This window comes from Acidovorax sp. FJL06, assembly GCF_003852545.1.
GTDB lineage: Bacteria > Pseudomonadota > Gammaproteobacteria > Burkholderiales > Burkholderiaceae_C > Acidovorax.
Genome location: NZ_QAJR01000036.1, coordinates 26,665 through 42,543 on the forward strand (window position 1 = coordinate 26,665; position 15,879 = coordinate 42,543).

Consider the following 15,879-nt stretch of genomic DNA (forward strand, 5'->3'; position numbering starts at 1 on the left):
ATGGCAGAAAAGAAACTCCAGCCCATCATCATCAAGCGCATCAAGAAAGGCGGCCATGCGGTGCATGGTGGCGCCTGGAAGATCGCGTATGCCGACTTCGTGACGGCCATGATGGCGTTCTTTCTGCTGATGTGGCTGCTGGGCTCCACGGCCAAGGGCGAGCTGCAGGGGATTGCCGCGTATTTCGCCTCGCCCCTCAAGGTGGCGATGACCGGCGGCGATGGAGCAGGCAACAGCTCCAGCGTGATTCCCGGCGGGGGGAACGACCTGGCCAAGGTCCATGGCCAGGTGCGCCGCTCCGATGTGGAAGAGGCCAAGCAGCGGCGCATGAGCATTGACGCCGCCCGCGCCGAGCGCGCCAAGCAGGACCAGGACCGCATCAAGGCGCTCGAAGCCAAGATCGACGCCCTCATCACCGAAAACCCGCGCCTGAACGAATACAAGTCGCAGATCCGCATCGACATCACGCCCGACGGCCTGCAGATCCAGATCATCGACGACCAGAACCGCCCCATGTTCGACAGCGGCAGCGCGTTGGTAAAACCCTACATGCGCGACATCCTGCGCGAAATCGGCGCCGCGCTCGGGGGCGTGGAAAACCGCATCAGCCTGGCGGGGCACACCGACGCCGTGCCCTATGGCAACAGCGAACGCGGCTACAGCAACTGGGAGCTGTCGGCCGACCGCGCCAACGCCACGCGCCGCGAACTCGTCTCGGCCGGCATGCCAGACGCTAAACTGGGCCGTGTAGTGGGCCTGGCGGCCAGCGACCTGCTGGAGCCAAAGAACCCGCGAGCCCCCGCCAACCGGCGCATCACCATCACGGTGTTGACTCGCGAAGCCGAAGAACGTCTCATGGGCAAAGGGATCCCGGAAATCACCTCAACAGAACTGCTGAATGAAAAGCGGGAAAATCCCCCCCCAAGCAGGTAACAGTTACGACTTGTCACCTAACCTGCCACCCATGACAATGCTTACAGTAATTCTCGACCGAAAGGGTCCCAAGTGACCACAGCCCTTCGTTTTCTCATCGTTGACGACTTCTCCACCATGCGACGCATCGTGCGCAACCTGCTCAAGGAAAGCGGGTTCTCCGATGCCGACGAGGCCGAGGACGGCGTGGCCGCCCTCAACAAGCTGCGCAACGGCAAGTTCGACTTCGTGGTCACCGACATCAACATGCCGAACATGAACGGCTTTCAGTTGCTGGCCGAGATCAAGAAGGACGACAAGCTCAAACACCTGCCCGTCCTGATGGTGACCGCCGAGGCCCGCAAGGAAGACATCGTGATGGCCGCACAAAACGGCGCGGCAGGCTACATCGTCAAACCCTTCACCAAGGCGACGCTCGAAGAGAAAGTGACCTTGATTCTGAAGAAGATGGGGTTATGACACCATGGACGACACACCGGACAACAGCCAGCCTGCCGATGTACACCACAAGATCGGCCAACTGACGCGGCAGCTGCACGACTCCTTGAACGAACTGGGCTACGCAGACAAGCTGCGCGGCTCGATGGGCGAGCTGCCCGATGCGCAAAGCCGGCTGTCATACATCGCCCGCCTGACCGGCGAAGCCGCCGAGAAGGTGCTGGGCCGCGTCGAGCAGGCCAAGGCCCAGCACGACTACATCGCAGCCGAGACGCGCCGGGTGGTCAACTCGCTGGTGGCCGACCCCGTGGCGGCCGTGGCCAAGGGCGAGATCTTCAACTTCCTGACCGACGTGGAGCGCGTGACCAAGGAGGCCGACACGCACCTCACCGAAATCATGATGGCGCAGGACTTCCACGACCTCACCGGCCAGGTGATTGCGCGCGTGGTGAACCTGGCGGCCACCATCGAAGACCAGCTGGTGCAACTGCTCATCCAGACCGCCCCGCCCCACGCCCATGTGCCGGTGGCAGACGCCAAACCCGCCCACCTGCAGGGCCCGGTGGTGGACCCGGAAAACACGCCCGACGTGGTGACCGACCAATCCCAGGTGGACGATCTGCTGGCCAGCCTGGGGTTTTGACGCCCCGCAAGCCTTCCGCCATCCCGATCGCTGCTGGCGCTTGCCCGCCAAGCGCCAGCAGCTATTGTTTTTGATACCACCCGGCGCAGGTGCACACAGCGGCCCCTACCCGGCCACGGCAGTGAAGCAGCCCCCGACGGCATCGAAAAGAGGGGGCGGCAGCCCCCTTATCCCGCTTTAGATTTCCAGGTCGCTCACGACAATGGCATGACACCAGCCGTCATGCCACCATGGAATCCAGCCAAGAAAAAAGCCTCCCCGCGTCAGAGCGCAAGCTGCAGAAAGCGCGCGAAGACGGACAAGGGGCACGCTCGCGCGACCTGTCGCACCTGGCCATCCTGGGGGCGGGCGCGGGCTGCATGCTGGTGCTGGCCCCCCAGCTCATGGACCACATGCAGCGGGCCATGGGCCAGCAGCTGGCGTTTGACGCCGCCACCGTCATGGCGCCAGGCACCATGCTCCAGCGCCTGCGGGACATGGTGGTCGTGGGCGCGATCGCCAGCATGGTGTTTGCCGCCCTCACCAGCGGTGCAGCCCTGATCAGTGCCATCGGCGCAGGTGGCTGGATCCTCAGCACCAAGCCCATCACGCCCCAGTTCAACCGCTTGAACCCCATCTCGGGCCTGGCCAACCTCTTCTCAAAGCAGCAGATGGCCAACGTGGCCAAGATGGTGTTGATGACCGGGATCCTGACCTGGGTAGCCTGGAAATTCCTGGGCAACAGCATGGAAACGGTGGCCATGCTGGTGCTGCAACCCTCACCCCTGGCCATCCGGCAGATCGCAGACTGGCTCACCTCGGGCATGAGCCTGTTGCTGCTGGTTGTGTTCCTGGCGGCCCTGGTGGACGTGCCGCTGCAGGCCTATTTCTTCAAGGCTCGCCTGAAGATGTCGCACGAAGAAATCAAACAGGAACACAAGGAATCCGACGGCAACCCGCACACCAAGGGCCGCATCCGCCAGAAGCAGCGCGAAATCGCCGAGCGCGCCAGCGTCGCCGCCGTGCCCAAGGCCGACTTCGTGGTCATGAACCCCACCCACTATGCCGTGGCGCTCAAGTACGACGAAAAGACCATGGGCGCCCCCCAGGTCATCTCACGCGGCACCGACCTCATCGCCATGAAGATCCGCGATGTCGCCCGGGAACACAACGTGCCCGTGCTGCAGTCGCCCATGCTGGCGCGTGCGCTCTATGCCCACGCCGAGCTGGACCAGGCCATCCCCGCCACGCTCTACACCGCCGTGGCCCAGGTGCTGGCCTATGTGTACCGCCTCAAGGCCGCCCTGCGCGGCGAAGGCCGCATGCCCGACAGCCTGGTGGAGCCCTATGTTCCGCCGGAACTCGATCCGCTGAACCGCACCCCGGTGCAAGGCGCTGACGTATGAACACCTCCGTAAAGTCTTTGCAGCAATGGGCGGGCAGCAATGCCAACGCCCTCCAGGGGCTGTCGGCCCCCTTGCTCGTGGTGGCCATCCTGGCGCTCATGGTGCTGCCCATCCCCCCCTGGCTGCTCGATGCGTTCTTCACCCTGAACATCGCCGTGGCCCTGATGGTGATGATGGTGGCGGCCTACATGCTGCGGCCGCTGGATTTCGCGGCCTTTCCGTCGGTGCTGCTGCTCACCACCCTCATGCGCCTGTCGCTGAACGTAGCCTCCACCCGCGTGGTGCTGCTGGAAGGCCACACCGGCCCTGGCGCGGCGGGTGCGGTGATTGAGGCCTTCGGCCACTTCCTGATCGGCGGCAACTTTGCCGTGGGCCTGATCGTGTTCGCGATCCTGGTGGTGATCAACTTCGTGGTGATCACCAAGGGCGCCGAGCGCATCGCCGAAGTGTCGGCCCGCTTCACACTGGACGCCATGCCCGGCAAGCAGATGGCGGTAGATGCCGACCTGAACGCCGGCCTGATCGACGAAAAGGAAGCCAAGCGCCGCCGCGCCGAAGTGGCGGAAGAAGCGAACTTCTTCGGCTCCATGGACGGTGCCTCCAAGTTCGTGCGCGGCGATGCGGTCGCCGGCATCCTGATCCTCTTGATCAACATCATCGGCGGCTTCGCCATTGGCGTGCTGCAGCACGACCTCTCGGCCAAGCAGGCGGCCGACAGCTACATCCTGCTGGCCATTGGCGATGCGCTGGTGGCGCAGATCCCCGGCCTGCTGATCTCGGTGGCCGCCGCCATGGTGATCTCGCGCGTGGGCAAGGACCACGACATGGGCCGCCAGATCGTGCAGCAGCTGTTCATGTCGCCCCGCGTGCTGGGCGTGACTGCGGGCATCCTGCTGTTGCTCGGCCTGATCCCCGGCATGCCCCATGTGGTCTTCCTGACCATGGGCAGCCTGCTCGCCTATGGCGCCTGGGTGCTGTACGAACGCCAGAAGGTGCCACCCGAAGTCGAGGCCCCGCCCGCCCCCGTGGCCGACGGTGAAGCCACCTGGGACGACCTGCAGCCCGTGGACCTGCTCGGCCTGGAGCTGGGCTACCGCCTCATCAGCCTGGTGGACAAGAGCCGCCAGGGCGACCTGCTCACCCGCATCAAGGGCGTGCGCCGCAAGTTCGCCCAGGAGGTCGGCTTCCTGCCCCCGGCCGTGCACGTGCGCGACAACCTCGAATTGAAGCCCAGCGGCTACCGCATCACGCTGCGCGGCGTGGTGGTGGGCGAAGGCGAGGCCTTCCCTGGCATGTTCCTGGCCATCAACCCCGGCGGCATCACCACGCCGCTGATCGGCACGCCCACCACCGACCCCGCATTCGGCCTGCCAGCACACTGGATCGACGATCGGCAGAAGGAAGCCGCACAAATGGCGGGTTTTACGGTCGTTGATTCCGAAACCGTGATGGCCACCCATTTGTCACACTTGATGCAAGTGCAGGCCGCCAAGCTCCTCAGTCGCACGGAAACGCAGCAACTGGTGGAACACGTGGCCAAGCTGGCTCCCAAGCTCATCGAAGAAGTGGTCCCGAAAATGGTCTCCATCGCAACGTTCCAGAAAGTCCTGCAGCTGCTGCTGGAAGAGTCTGTGCACATCCGCGATATCCGCACCATCATCGAGACGCTGGCCGAACATGCCGGTGCGGTCTCCGACCCGGTCGAGCTGGCCCGCCGCGTGCGCATTGCGCTCTCGCCCGCCATCGTGCAGCAGATCTACGGCCCCACGCGCGAACTCAACGTCATTGCCATCGAACCCGGCCTGGAGCGCCTCTTGGTGCAGGCACTGGGCAACACGGCCGGCCCCGCGCTCGACCCTGGCGTGGCCGACATCCTCACGCAGAAAGCTGCCGAGGTGGCCCTCAAGCAGGAAGAGATGGGCATGCCCGCCTGCCTGCTGGTCCCCGACCAGATCCGCAACGCCATCTCCCGCCTGGTGCGCCGCGTGGCCCCCCGCCTGCAGGTGCTTGCGCACAGTGAAATCCCAGAGACCCACACCATCCGCATTGGGCCGATCCTTAAAGGTGCATCAGCATGAACATCAAACGCTTTACCGCCCCCACCTCCCGGGAGGCTCTGGCCAAGGCGCGCATGGCCTTTGGCGACGGCACACTGATCCTGTCCAACCGCCCGACCGCCAACGGCGTCGAAGTGGTGGCCACGGCCGAAGACACGCTGTCGGCGCTGGACGGCGGTGGTGCGGGCAGCGCACCGCTGCTGGCCCCCAGCGCCGCGCGCAGCACACCGCCGCGCGCCAACCAGGCTCCCATGGGCCTGGACCGCAATCCCGTTGAAGAAGACACCGAACAACTGGCCATGAGCACGCTGTCGTTCCAGGACTATGTGCGCGAGCGCATGCTGCGCCGCCGCCACGAGGCGCTCAATGGCCCCTCGGAGGCCCCCACGCTGTCAGAGCGCAGCCGCGATCAGGAACCGGAGCGCGGGCGCGACCGTGAGCGCATGCCCGCCCCCGCCGTGGCACGCCACAACCCGCTGCGCACCATCCCCATGGACATTCCGCCGGAGCCGCCCCGCCGCCGGCAAGAAGCGGCCAGCGCCCTCCTGATCCAGTCGAACAACCAGCAAAGCCTGATGAACGAACTCCACTCCATGAAGGAGTTGATCGAGGACCGCTTCAACACGCTGGCCTGGCTGGGGCAGGCGCGCCAGAACCCGATCCAGTCCAACCTCATGCTCAAGATGATCCGCGCAGGCTACTCCCCGTCGCTCGCCCGCGCCGTGCTCGAACGCATGCCCGAGGAGCTGTCGGCCGCCGAATCGGTGCGCTGGCTCATGGAGGTGCTGGAGCGCAACCTCAAGACCGACCAGGCCGATCCCCCGCTGTACGAACAAGGCGGCATCTTCGCCATGGTCGGCTCCACCGGCGTGGGCAAGACCACCACCACCGCCAAGCTGGCCGCCATGTGCGCGCGCATCCACGGCCCCGGCAGCGTGGGCCTGATCACGCTCGACACCTACCGCGTGGGCGCGCATGAACAGCTGCGCACCTATGGCCGCATGCTGGGCATCGTGGCCCACCTGGCGCACGACCGCGCCGCGCTGCAGGACCTGCTGGGCCTGCTCAGCGGCAAGAAGATGGTGCTCATCGACACCACCGGCGTGGCCCCGCGCGACCCGCGCAAGCGCGACATGCTCGATGTGCTGGACCTGCCGCATGTGAACCGCCTGCTGGTGCTCAACGCCGGCTGCCACGGTGACACGCTGGACGATGTGCTCACCGCGTTCAAGACCGACGGCTCGCAACAGGCCATCCTGTCCAAGGTGGACGAGGCCGTGAAGCTCGGCCCCGCCATCGACGCGCTGATCCGCCACCAGATGGTGCTGCGCGGCGTGACCAACGGCCAGCGCGTGCCCGAGGACTGGGAGCGTGCCGACGCGCACCAGCTCATCAGCACCTCCATGCGCGCCCCGGCCAAGTCGGCGTTCGACCCCAAGGCCACCGACCTGAACTTCTTCTTCTCGCACTCGCCCGACACCATCACCGAGGGAGGGCTGGTCGATGCTTGATCTGGGCTTTCACCAGGCCGCAGGGCTGCACAGCTTCACGCCACAGGCCGGACTGCGGATGCTGGCGGTGGTCAGCCAGGGCAACACCGGGAGCGGGCTGGAAACACTCTGGCAGATCTGCGCCAGCCTGCAGCGGCTGGGCTACCCGGTGGTCGTGCTCGATGGCACGGCGCAGGAGTCCGACGACAGCCCGGGCCTGCACCACCTGCTGCAACACGCCTCATGGAATGACGGCGCCAGCCTGAACCTGGGGGCCACCGCGTCCTCGCTTGCCGTGATTCCGGCGGCCAAGGGCCTGCAGCACCTCAGCCGCAAGGCGGGTGGCACGGCGCGGTCGCCCATGGAGGACCTGCTGCCCTACTTCAGGACCTATGGACTGATGGTGATCCACGCGCCCGCCGGTACCCTGGGGCCCCTGCTCACCCACACGGCCACGGTGCCGCTGGTGGTCATGGGCAGCGGCGCAGCGGGCGTGATGACCAGCTACAAGAGCCTCAAGCAGATCGCCCTGCACACCGGGCTGCCGTGCATGGTGGCCGCTTTGCTGCATGGCAACACGGCGGCCGAGCGCCGCAGGGCCCAGTCCCAGCTGATGACGCTGCAGGCCTGCGCGGAGCGCCATCTGGGTGGGCCCGTGCGGACCACCACCATCGCCACCCAGAACCCCCAGGAGCTTCAGCGCCTGGCCTTGCAACTGCTGGAAAATGCGGGCACCATGAATGGATCGCTGACTGCGCTGCCGTCCAGCAACTTGGCAGACATGCCTGCGCATTTTGTCCGGAGCCATTGAGTTGATTTTTCCGGAGAAGTTGATCTGATGTACACCGCCAAAGGCCAGCTTGATCGCGATGCCATGATCCGCCAGCATGTGCCGCTGGTCCGGAGAATTGCGCACCACATGATCGCCAAGCTGCCGCCCAATGTGGAGCTGGATGACTTGATCCAGGTCGGCATGATGGGTCTGGCCGATGCGCTCTCGCGCTACGAAGTCGCCCAGGGTGTGCAGTTCGAGACCTTTGCCACCCAGCGCATCCGGGGCGCCATGCTGGACGAGCTGCGCGAGGGTGACTGGATGAGCCGCAGCTCGCGCAAGAGCCAGAAAGACATCGAGCACGCGGTGCACCGGCTGGAGCAGAAGCTGGGCCGCAGCCCGCTCGAATCGGAAATCGCCAGCGAAATGGGCATGAGCCTGCCCGACTACCAGAACCTGCTGGGCAAGGTCCGGGGCACCCAGCTGGTGTACCTGGAAGACATGACCCACGGCAACGACGACGAGGAGGGGTTTCTGGACCGCCATGTCGCCGACGCCGATGCCGACCCGGTGGAATTGCTGCGCGACCAGCGCCTCAAAATATCGCTGGTGAATGCCATCAAGAGCCTGCCAGAGCGCGAGCAGCACATCATGGGCATGTACTACGAGCACGACATGAATCTCAAGGAGATTGCTGCCGTACTCGGTGTGACGGAGTCACGGGTGTGCCAGCTGCACAGCCAGTCCATCGCCCGGCTGCGCGCCAAGATGCGCGCGCACTGACCCCCCCTTCTTCAGCCTGCAGAGCGGTAGATGCGCGCCACGCCCGGCTTGGCCGCGCGCGCAGCCGACCCATCCCCATAGGTCGACGCCGCATCGGACGGGGGCAGCAGGCCGGCGGCCTGGCGGTCTGCCACGGCCGACAGGCGTGCCAGGCTTTCACGGTGCACCACCAGCATGTCGCCGACGGCGTTCACCCGCTTTTGCACAGACTCCGGCAGGGGCAGGCCACGCGCGGTGAATTGTTCGAGCACACGCGCAAACTGCGCCGCGGCATCCCGCAGGGCCGTACTGTGCTGTTCCAGGGATTGGGGGTCCGCCGCGAGAAGGGCGGTAGAGACTTTATCGATCAGCTGCTCGACAGCTGAGAGGGATTCTTCCAGTGACATGGCGCATTGTGGGGTGGATCGCGCCCGTCTGCCAAGTGGCGGGTGCTCAGCCCCGCGAGCGCGAGAGGATCTCCTGGGCGTTGGACAGCATCTTGTCGGCAATCGCTTCGGCATCGACGGAGAACGCCCCCTTTTCAATGGCGGCGCGAACGGCCTTGACCTTGCCGGCATCAAAATCACCGCTGGTGCGGGCGGTCTGGTTCAGGCTCTGGGCAGCGAGGGACACGGTGACAGGCACACCGGCGGTCGACGCAGCCAGGGCGTCTTTGGTGGCTCCTTCAGCAGCGCTGGCAGGACTTTTGGCTTGCTTGGCAAGCCCCGTCTGCGCCAAGGCGCCCGGGAGTTCCGGTTTTTGACCTATCTTCATCGCTCTCTCCACCACCCCGTTTGATGTGGGGCACAGTAGCAATGTTTTCGACCCATTTCGCCGGGACTTTAGCCATTTATCACCAGGGCGTCATCAAAGAGTGACGTCCACCGTCCCACCCTCATTCACAATTCCACTGACGATTCGCCCATTATCCATGCGCACGCGCACAGTTTGCCCCACGGAGCCCGCAGACAGCGCCTGCCCTGCCGACGTGACCGCGTAGCCGGGCCCCTGGGCCACCACCTTCACCTGGGCCCCAGCACGAAACAGCAAGGGCGCCCGCACCATGGTCTGGCGCAATGCCTGGCCGGCCACCAGCTGGCGCGCGGCAATCTGGCCCACCCACAGGTCCGGGTTCGCCATGATGGGGGCGGCATCGGCCGCCCAGTCCACCTCAGCCTCCGTGGCATCGTTGGCCGTCAGAACCGCCCCCGGCGCCACATTGCCCGTCAGCACCCAGGCCGGGCCAAACGCCTTGATGGTCACGGGCAGAAACACATTCCAGGCCATCGCGCCCTCTATGCAGCGCAAGCCCAGGCGGGTGCGTCCCCACAGGCGAGAGCCCACCGGCAGATAGGGCTCGACCCGCGCGCAAGGTGCCAGGCGCAGGCGCGAATCCAGTGAGCCAACGCTCACTTCCATGCGCAGCGGCAAAGCGGTGGAGGCATTGCGGGACAGGGCATCGTCCAGCCAGCGCTGCGTCAGGGGGCCCAGGTCCGTGGCCGGATCGCCCACCGCCTGGGCCTGCGCCGCGCCGCCGCCCAGGGCCGCAGCCCAGCCCAGCCCCACCAGGCACAGCGCGCGCAACGCCGCGCCGCCACGGGCACGCGCTGGCGCGCGCCCGGCAGCAGGTGGCACGCCAAGGGAGGAAGAAAAGGGGGTTGCAGGGGTTGCGGGCATAAGGCCTCCTGGACATCGGGTGGCCCTCCCACCGGGGGCAAAGGCCATTTCACCCCAGGAACTATAGGCCGACGGCCCCGGCCCAAAACCCGGAACTGCCCATCCATTTCCACGCTCTTCGCGCTTTAGAAAAAAGGCACGGTCTCCACAATCAAGCAACGCCAAAAAAGCCCCCGGGGCTGGCGACAGTGCAACCGACGGTGTGAGGCACACATGCTTGACAAGATGACCAACCAGCTGAATTTCCATGGCAACGCCCTCGTGCTGCGTGCGGAACGTCAGCGCGCCATCGCCAGCAACATCGCCAACGCCGACACCCCCGGCTACGTCGCACGCGACTTCAAGTTCGGGGATGCCCTGCGGGAGGCCACGGGTGTCAGCGCGTCCGGCACCGGCGCGGCTGGGGCCGGCTCGGCCGTGACCCGCCTGGCCACCCGTGGCGCCCAGAGCACGGCTGGCACGGCCAGCACCACCGACCCGCGCCACATCCCGCTGTCCACCGTGCCCGCCACGCCCAGCAGCGCCAGCATCGACAAGCAGGGCGCGCTGGGCTACGGGGTGCAGACGCAGCCCAGCCTGGACAACAACTCGGTCGACCTGGACCGCGAGCGCTCCAGCTTCGTGGACAACTCGGTGCGCTACGAGGCCACGCTGCGTTTCATCAACGGCAACGCCAAAACCATGCTCAGCGCCATCCAGGGCCAATAAGCAAAAGCACTGCAGCGCAGAAAGCGAGCCACGCCATGTCCATGTTCTCCATCTTCAATGTGTCCGGCAGCGCCATCAGCGCACAGTCGCAGCGGCTCAATGTGGTGGCCAGCAACCTGGCCAACGTCGATGCCGTGGCGGGCCCCGATGGCAAGGCCTACAAGGCGCGCCAGGTGGTGTTCCAGACCGCGCCCATGGGCGCCGACAGCGCGGCCGGCGTGCGCGTGAGCGGGATGAGCGAGAGCAATGTGCCCGGCCGCCGCGTGCACGACCCCAGCCACCCCTCGGCCGACGAGCAGGGCTATGTGACGCACTCGAACGTGAATGCGGTGGAAGAGATGGTCAACATGATCTCGGCCTCGCGCTCGTACCAGAACAACGTCGAGGTCATGAACACGGCCAAGTCGCTGCTCCTCAAGACCCTGCAGATGGGCCAGTAACCCCGGGAGACCCACCATGATCCTCAGCGCCACCAACGCCGCTACCACCACCACGGATTCGGCCACCAAGGCCAATGCCGCGAGCGATCCCTCGGCGGCCCAGGACCGGTTCCTGAAGCTGCTGGTTGCCCAGCTCAACAACCAGGACCCGATGAACCCGCTGGACAACGCCCAGATGACCTCGCAGATCGCGCAGATCAACACGGTGACCGGCATCCAGCAGCTCAACCAGACCATGCAGAGCATGGCCTCCCAGTTCAACTCGCTGCAGGTCATGCAGGGCACGGCGCTGATCGGGCGCAACGTGATGATCGAAGGCTCCAGCCTGGCCGTGGCCGACAAGGCCGGCAAAGGCGGTTTCGAGCTGCCCTCGGCCGCCACCAACGTGAAGGTCGAGGTCACGACGGCCGGGGGCCAGGTGCTGGACACCATTGACCTGGGCGCCAAGGCAGCAGGCCGCCACACGTTTGAGTGGGATGCGAGCAAGTACACCGGCGCCACCGATGCGCTGCAGTTCCGCGTCACGGCCGTCAACGGCGCCACCAAGCTGCCCAGCACGCCGCTGGCCCTGTCCAAGGTCACGGCCGCGGGCGCCGAAGACGGCCAGCTCAAGCTGACCCTCGCCAACGGCAAAACCATCAGCTACAGCCAGATCAAGGCCCTGGTCTAACCCGGACCGAACCCCTTCGCCCCCATCAGGAGAACACCATGAGTTTTCAGCAAGGCCTGTCGGGCTTGAACGCCGCCAGCAAGAACCTCGACGTCATCGGGCACAACATTGCCAACTCCAACACCGTTGGGTTCAAGGCCTCGCGGGCCGAGTTTGCGGAGATGGTGGCCTCGGCCATCGGGTCTTCCGGCGGCACCAATGCTGGCATTGGCGTGGAGGTGGCGGCCGTGTCGCAGCAGTTCACCCAGGGCAACCTCACCATCACGGGCAACAGCCTGGATGTGGCCATCAATGGCAATGGCTTCTTCACGCTCACGCTGCCCGATGGCACGCCAGCCTACACCCGCTCCGGCAACTTCAAGCTGGACAAGGAAGGCAACATGATCACCAACGACAATGCCTCGGTGATGGGCTACCCGGTAGACCCCGTCACGGGCCTGCGCTCGGGCACCGACCCCATCCCCATGGTATTCCCCACGGCCGAGCCCATCCCGGCCAAGCAGACCACCACCATCACCGCCGCTTTCAACCTGGACGCACGCGCCACCGATGCGGCGGGCAACCCGGCGGCCACGCCCCCCGTCCCTGCCACACCCCGCGCCACCTACGGCACGTCGATCAACGTGTTCGACAGCCAGGGGGTGGCCAAGCCCGTGAGCCTGTACTTCCAGAAGACCGCCACCGCCAACACCTGGGACGTGTACGACCAACTGGACGACCCCACGGCCGTGCCGCCCGTGGTGGCCGCACCCATCGGCCAGATCACCTTTGACAACAACGGCGCCATCACCGGCCCGGTGGCCACGCCACCGGCCACGGGCTTCACACTGCCGCTCACCGTCAACCCGACGCCGCCCAACCCCAACAACCTGCCCACCTACACCGTGGACGTGAGCCTGGACAAGGTGACCCAGTTCGGCACCAAGTTCGCCGTGTCCAACCTGAGCCAGGACGGCTACACCTCGGGAGAACTCACCGGCATCAACATCGAGAACAACGGGATGATCATGACCCGTTACTCCAACGGCGTGACCCGCGCCGAAGGCCAGTTGGCACTGTCGAGCTTCCGCAACACGCAGGGCCTGGCCTCGGTCGGCAGCAACAACTGGGTGGCCACGTTCGAATCGGGCCAGCCCGTGGCGGGCACCGCCACCGACGGCAACTTCGGTTCGCTGCGCTCCGGCGCGCTCGAAGACTCCAACGTGGACCTCACGGCCGAGCTGGTGAACATGATGACCGCCCAGCGCGCCTACCAGGCCAATGCCCAAACGATCAAGACGCAAGACCAGGTGATGTCCACCCTGGTGAACCTGCGCTGATCGGCAGCAGCCCCTTCACTGACCCCACCCAGGACCCCGGAGAGCCCCCATGGACCGCATCATCTACACCTCGATGACGGGCGCCAACGCGGCCGCCCACCGGCAGGCCGTGCTGTCCAACAACCTGGCCAACGCCTCCACGGGCGGGTTCCGCGCCGAGATGTCCACCTTCCGCTCGGTGCCGCTGCAGGGCGACGGCACCAAAACCCGCGTGTTTGCGCTGGAGGCCACCTCGGGCTACGTCAGCACCCCGGGCCCCGTGCAGCGCACCGGCCGCAACCTGGATGCGATGGCCGCCGGCAACGCCTGGTTTGCCGTGCAGGGCCTGGACGGCATAGAGGCCTACACCCGCGCAGGCAGCTTCCAGGTGTCGGCCACCGGCCAGTTGCTCACGCCCACCGGGCTGCCCGTGCTGTCCGATGGCGGATCCCCCATTGATGTCCCGCCCGGCGCCGACGTGTCGCTGGGCTCCGACGGCACCATTACAGCCAAGGCCGCCGGCCAACCCGCGCAGGCCCTGGGGCGCCTCAAGCTCGCCACGCCCACGCCCGAAGACCCGCTCAAGCGCGGCGACGACGGGCTGTTCCGCACCGCATCGGGCGACCCCATGCCCAGCGACGCCAACGCCCGCATGCTGTCGGGCGCGCTGGAGGGCTCCAACGTGAACCCGGTGGAGTGCATGGTCGGAATGATCGCCGCATCCCGCCAGTTCGAGCAGCAGATGAAGCTGCTGCAGACCGCCGAAACCAACGACAAGACCGCCAGCCAGTTGCTGAGCATGAACGGCTGATGCCGCGCCCGCCGCAGCACCGCCCGCCATCTGCCTAAAGGAAGCACCATGATCAACTCCCTCTGGATCGCCAAGACCGGCATGTCTGCCCAGCAGACCCAGCTCGATGTCATCTCGCACAACCTGGCCAACGTCTCCACCACCGGCTACAAGCGCAACAACGCGGTGTTCGAGGACCTGATCTACCAGAACCTGCGCCAGGTGGGTGCCAACACCACCGAGCAGAACCAGCTGCCCACCGGCCTGCACCTGGGCCTGGGCGTGCGCACGGTGGCCACCAGCCGCAACTTCGTGCAGGGCAGCCTGCAGGAGTCGAAGAACAACCTGGACGTGGCCATCAACGGCAACGGCTTTTTTGAAGTGACCATGCCCGACGGCACCATCGGCTACACACGCGATGGCTCGTTCCAGGTCGATGCGCAAGGCCGCCTGGTCACCTCCAGCGGCCTGCCCGTGGCCAACGGCATCACCGTGCCCGCCAACGCCACCAGCATCAGCATCGGCGCGGACGGCGTGGTGGCCGCCACGGTGCCGGGCAACACCCAGCCCCAGCCGCTGGGGAGCCTGGCCATGGCGGCCTTCATCAACCCCGCCGGCCTGGAGCCCATCGGCCAGAACCTGTTCAAGGAATCGGCGGCCTCCGGCCAGCCCCAGCAGGGCACGCCCGGCACCAACGGCCTGGGCATGATCAAGCAGGGCTTTCTGGAGGCCTCCAACGTGAACGTGGTGGAAGAACTGGTCACCATGATCCAGACCCAGCGCGCCTACGAGATGAACTCCAAGGCCATCCAGACCTCGGACCAGATGCTGGCCAAGCTCGCGCAGCTCTAAGCGCCGCGCCACCAGCCCCTTCGCTCAGGACGCTCAGGACAATTGCCATGCGGTACCCGCTCCACTCCTCCCTCCTTCAGGCCGTGCGCTCGCTGCGCGCCGGCGCATGGGCCGCGACCGGCGTGGCGCTGCTGTGCGCAGGCTGCGCCAGCCTGTCGCCCCCGCCGCCCGTGGACATCCTGCCCACCACACCACCGCCGCTGGCCGCCGCACAGCGCACGCCACCGCCGGTGACGGGCAGCCTGTTCCACAACGCGAGCTACCGGCCCGCGTTCGAAGACCGCCGCGCCCGCCTGGTGGGCGACAACGTGACCATCCAGATCGTCGAGAACGTGACGGCCAGCCAGAAATCTTCGTCCACGGTGGACCGCGACTCCAAGGTCTCTGCGGGCGTGACCGCCCTGCCCTTCACCAGCACCAGCTTAACCGACAAGCTGGGCGTGGGCGCCACCTCAGGCAACGCGTTTTCCGGCAAGGGGGGCACGGAAAGTGCCAACACCTTCACCGGCTCGATCACCGCCACCGTGGTGGACGTTCTGCCCAACGGCCACCTGGTCATCACGGGCGAAAAGCAGATCGGCGTGAACCAGAACGTGGATGTGCTGCGCTTCTCGGGCACCGTCGATCCGAGGGCCCTGCAGCCCGGCAGCATCGTCAACTCGACCCAGGTGGCGAACGTGCGGGTCGAATCCCGTGGCCGCGGTGCACAGAACGAGGCACAGGCCATGGGCTGGATGGGCCGGTTCTTCAACTCCATCACGCCGTTTTAGGGTTGCCCCCCCTGAGACGCTGCGCGCCTCCCTCTCTCTCTACGCGCTGCGCGCTATGGGAGGGGGACGCCGCCAGCGCGGCGAGGCGGCCCTTGCGCGGCGGCCCTCGCTCGGGCCGCGTCAGTTTTTACGGGTGCGTTTTCTGGTTTTCTGGATGGACAGAGGGCCCAAAACCTGGGGCTTTGGGGCTTTGG

At 66.2% G+C, this 15,879-nt stretch carries 18 protein-coding genes; 15 read left to right on the forward strand and 3 right to left on the reverse strand.

Annotated features, from left to right (window positions below; genetic code table 11):
• The 8 genes from motB (at position 1) to DBV10_RS19335 (ending at position 8,501) form a co-directional block, all read left to right on the forward strand.
• On the forward strand, positions 1 to 933 hold the full coding sequence (gene motB, locus DBV10_RS19300; RefSeq protein WP_124515216.1) for a flagellar motor protein MotB: 933 nt from the start codon (positions 1 to 3) through the stop codon (positions 931 to 933).
• Between the two features lie 72 nt (positions 934 to 1,005).
• Complete coding sequence (gene cheY / locus DBV10_RS19305; RefSeq protein ID WP_124515217.1) at positions 1,006 to 1,392, forward strand: chemotaxis response regulator CheY; 387 nt, start codon at positions 1,006 to 1,008, stop codon at positions 1,390 to 1,392.
• Positions 1,393 to 1,396: 4 nt separating this feature from the next.
• Positions 1,397 to 2,014 carry a protein phosphatase CheZ gene (locus DBV10_RS19310; RefSeq protein WP_124515218.1) on the forward strand — a complete coding sequence of 206 codons (618 nt, stop codon included), beginning with the start codon at positions 1,397 to 1,399 and terminating at the stop codon, positions 2,012 to 2,014.
• A 230-nt stretch (positions 2,015 to 2,244) separates the two neighbouring features.
• Positions 2,245 to 3,399 (forward strand): flagellar biosynthesis protein FlhB, encoded by a 1,155-nt coding sequence (locus DBV10_RS19315; protein ID WP_124515219.1) that lies wholly within the window; start codon positions 2,245 to 2,247, stop codon positions 3,397 to 3,399.
• Positions 3,396 to 5,477 carry a flagellar biosynthesis protein FlhA gene (flhA, locus tag DBV10_RS19320; protein ID WP_124515220.1) on the forward strand — a complete coding sequence of 694 codons (2,082 nt, stop codon included), beginning with the start codon at positions 3,396 to 3,398 and terminating at the stop codon, positions 5,475 to 5,477. Before DBV10_RS19315 ends, flhA begins: the two co-directional genes overlap by 4 nt.
• Entirely contained in the window at positions 5,474 to 6,967 is a 1,494-nt protein-coding gene (gene flhF, locus DBV10_RS19325) for a flagellar biosynthesis protein FlhF (RefSeq protein ID WP_124515221.1), read from the forward strand. Before flhA ends, flhF begins: the two co-directional genes overlap by 4 nt.
• Positions 6,960 to 7,757 carry a hypothetical protein gene (locus DBV10_RS19330; RefSeq protein WP_124515222.1) on the forward strand — a complete coding sequence of 266 codons (798 nt, stop codon included), beginning with the start codon at positions 6,960 to 6,962 and terminating at the stop codon, positions 7,755 to 7,757. The genes flhF and DBV10_RS19330 overlap by 8 nt, the downstream gene beginning before the upstream one ends.
• 27 nt (positions 7,758 to 7,784) lie before the next feature.
• On the forward strand, positions 7,785 to 8,501 hold the full coding sequence (locus tag DBV10_RS19335) for an RNA polymerase sigma factor FliA (RefSeq protein WP_124515223.1): 717 nt from the start codon (positions 7,785 to 7,787) through the stop codon (positions 8,499 to 8,501).
• An 11-nt stretch (positions 8,502 to 8,512) separates the two neighbouring features.
• Here DBV10_RS19335 and DBV10_RS19340 read toward each other — a convergent pair whose 3' ends face one another.
• From DBV10_RS19340 to flgA, 3 genes are all read right to left on the reverse strand, one after another.
• Complete coding sequence (locus tag DBV10_RS19340; protein WP_124515224.1) at positions 8,513 to 8,887, reverse strand: hypothetical protein; 375 nt, start codon at positions 8,885 to 8,887, stop codon at positions 8,513 to 8,515.
• Positions 8,888 to 8,933: 46 nt separating this feature from the next.
• Entirely contained in the window at positions 8,934 to 9,254 is a 321-nt protein-coding gene (gene flgM / locus DBV10_RS19345; protein WP_124515225.1) for a flagellar biosynthesis anti-sigma factor FlgM, read from the reverse strand.
• A gap of 93 nt (positions 9,255 to 9,347) precedes the next feature.
• A complete protein-coding gene (gene flgA, locus DBV10_RS19350) occupies positions 9,348 to 10,157 on the reverse strand; it encodes a flagellar basal body P-ring formation chaperone FlgA (RefSeq protein WP_199740194.1) in 810 nt (269 codons plus the stop codon).
• A 213-nt stretch (positions 10,158 to 10,370) separates the two neighbouring features.
• On the opposite strand from flgA, the gene DBV10_RS19355 reads away from it, so the two are divergent.
• The 7 genes from DBV10_RS19355 to DBV10_RS19385 are packed head-to-tail and all read left to right on the forward strand — an operon-like array spanning position 10,371 to position 15,685.
• Positions 10,371 to 10,865, forward strand: a complete 495-nt coding sequence (locus DBV10_RS19355) for a flagellar basal body protein (RefSeq protein ID WP_124515226.1) — start codon at positions 10,371 to 10,373, stop codon at positions 10,863 to 10,865.
• A gap of 35 nt (positions 10,866 to 10,900) precedes the next feature.
• The gene (gene flgC / locus DBV10_RS19360; RefSeq protein WP_124515227.1) at positions 10,901 to 11,305 is read left to right on the forward strand and encodes a flagellar basal body rod protein FlgC; all 405 of its coding nucleotides are present in this window, start codon (positions 10,901 to 10,903) and stop codon (positions 11,303 to 11,305) included.
• Between the two features lie 16 nt (positions 11,306 to 11,321).
• Positions 11,322 to 11,975 carry a flagellar hook assembly protein FlgD gene (locus DBV10_RS19365; protein WP_124515228.1) on the forward strand — a complete coding sequence of 218 codons (654 nt, stop codon included), beginning with the start codon at positions 11,322 to 11,324 and terminating at the stop codon, positions 11,973 to 11,975.
• Positions 11,976 to 12,013: 38 nt separating this feature from the next.
• A complete protein-coding gene (flgE, locus tag DBV10_RS19370) occupies positions 12,014 to 13,294 on the forward strand; it encodes a flagellar hook protein FlgE (RefSeq protein ID WP_124515229.1) in 1,281 nt (426 codons plus the stop codon).
• A gap of 49 nt (positions 13,295 to 13,343) precedes the next feature.
• Positions 13,344 to 14,084, forward strand: coding sequence for a flagellar basal-body rod protein FlgF (gene flgF / locus DBV10_RS19375; RefSeq protein WP_124515230.1), 741 nt, complete (start codon positions 13,344 to 13,346; stop codon positions 14,082 to 14,084).
• Positions 14,085 to 14,132: 48 nt separating this feature from the next.
• A complete protein-coding gene (flgG, locus tag DBV10_RS19380; protein ID WP_124515231.1) occupies positions 14,133 to 14,915 on the forward strand; it encodes a flagellar basal-body rod protein FlgG in 783 nt (260 codons plus the stop codon).
• A gap of 47 nt (positions 14,916 to 14,962) precedes the next feature.
• Entirely contained in the window at positions 14,963 to 15,685 is a 723-nt protein-coding gene (locus DBV10_RS19385; RefSeq protein WP_124515232.1) for a flagellar basal body L-ring protein FlgH, read from the forward strand.
• Positions 15,686 to 15,879: the final 194 nt, after the last annotated feature.

Bases quoted from the DNA above. Each gene is read 5' to 3' on its own strand.
- motB (WP_124515216.1), top strand. From the start codon at position 1: ATGGCAGAAAAGAAACTCCAGCCCATCATCATCAAGCGCATCAAGAAA.
- DBV10_RS19310 (WP_124515218.1), top strand. From the start codon at position 1,397: ATGGACGACACACCGGACAACAGCCAGCCTGCCGATGTACACCACAAG.
- DBV10_RS19315 (WP_124515219.1), top strand. From the start codon at position 2,245: ATGGAATCCAGCCAAGAAAAAAGCCTCCCCGCGTCAGAGCGCAAGCTG.
- flhA (WP_124515220.1), top strand. From the start codon at position 3,396: ATGAACACCTCCGTAAAGTCTTTGCAGCAATGGGCGGGCAGCAATGCC.
- flhF (WP_124515221.1), top strand. From the start codon at position 5,474: ATGAACATCAAACGCTTTACCGCCCCCACCTCCCGGGAGGCTCTGGCC.
- DBV10_RS19330 (WP_124515222.1), top strand. From the start codon at position 6,960: ATGCTTGATCTGGGCTTTCACCAGGCCGCAGGGCTGCACAGCTTCACG.
- DBV10_RS19335 (WP_124515223.1), top strand. From the start codon at position 7,785: ATGTACACCGCCAAAGGCCAGCTTGATCGCGATGCCATGATCCGCCAG.
- DBV10_RS19340 (WP_124515224.1), bottom strand. From the start codon at position 8,887: ATGTCACTGGAAGAATCCCTCTCAGCTGTCGAGCAGCTGATCGATAAA.
- flgM (WP_124515225.1), bottom strand. From the start codon at position 9,254: ATGAAGATAGGTCAAAAACCGGAACTCCCGGGCGCCTTGGCGCAGACG.
- flgA (WP_199740194.1), bottom strand. From the start codon at position 10,157: ATGCCCGCAACCCCTGCAACCCCCTTTTCTTCCTCCCTTGGCGTGCCA.
- DBV10_RS19355 (WP_124515226.1), top strand. From the start codon at position 10,371: ATGCTTGACAAGATGACCAACCAGCTGAATTTCCATGGCAACGCCCTC.
- flgC (WP_124515227.1), top strand. From the start codon at position 10,901: ATGTCCATGTTCTCCATCTTCAATGTGTCCGGCAGCGCCATCAGCGCA.
- DBV10_RS19365 (WP_124515228.1), top strand. From the start codon at position 11,322: ATGATCCTCAGCGCCACCAACGCCGCTACCACCACCACGGATTCGGCC.
- flgE (WP_124515229.1), top strand. From the start codon at position 12,014: ATGAGTTTTCAGCAAGGCCTGTCGGGCTTGAACGCCGCCAGCAAGAAC.
- flgF (WP_124515230.1), top strand. From the start codon at position 13,344: ATGGACCGCATCATCTACACCTCGATGACGGGCGCCAACGCGGCCGCC.
- flgG (WP_124515231.1), top strand. From the start codon at position 14,133: ATGATCAACTCCCTCTGGATCGCCAAGACCGGCATGTCTGCCCAGCAG.
- DBV10_RS19385 (WP_124515232.1), top strand. From the start codon at position 14,963: ATGCGGTACCCGCTCCACTCCTCCCTCCTTCAGGCCGTGCGCTCGCTG.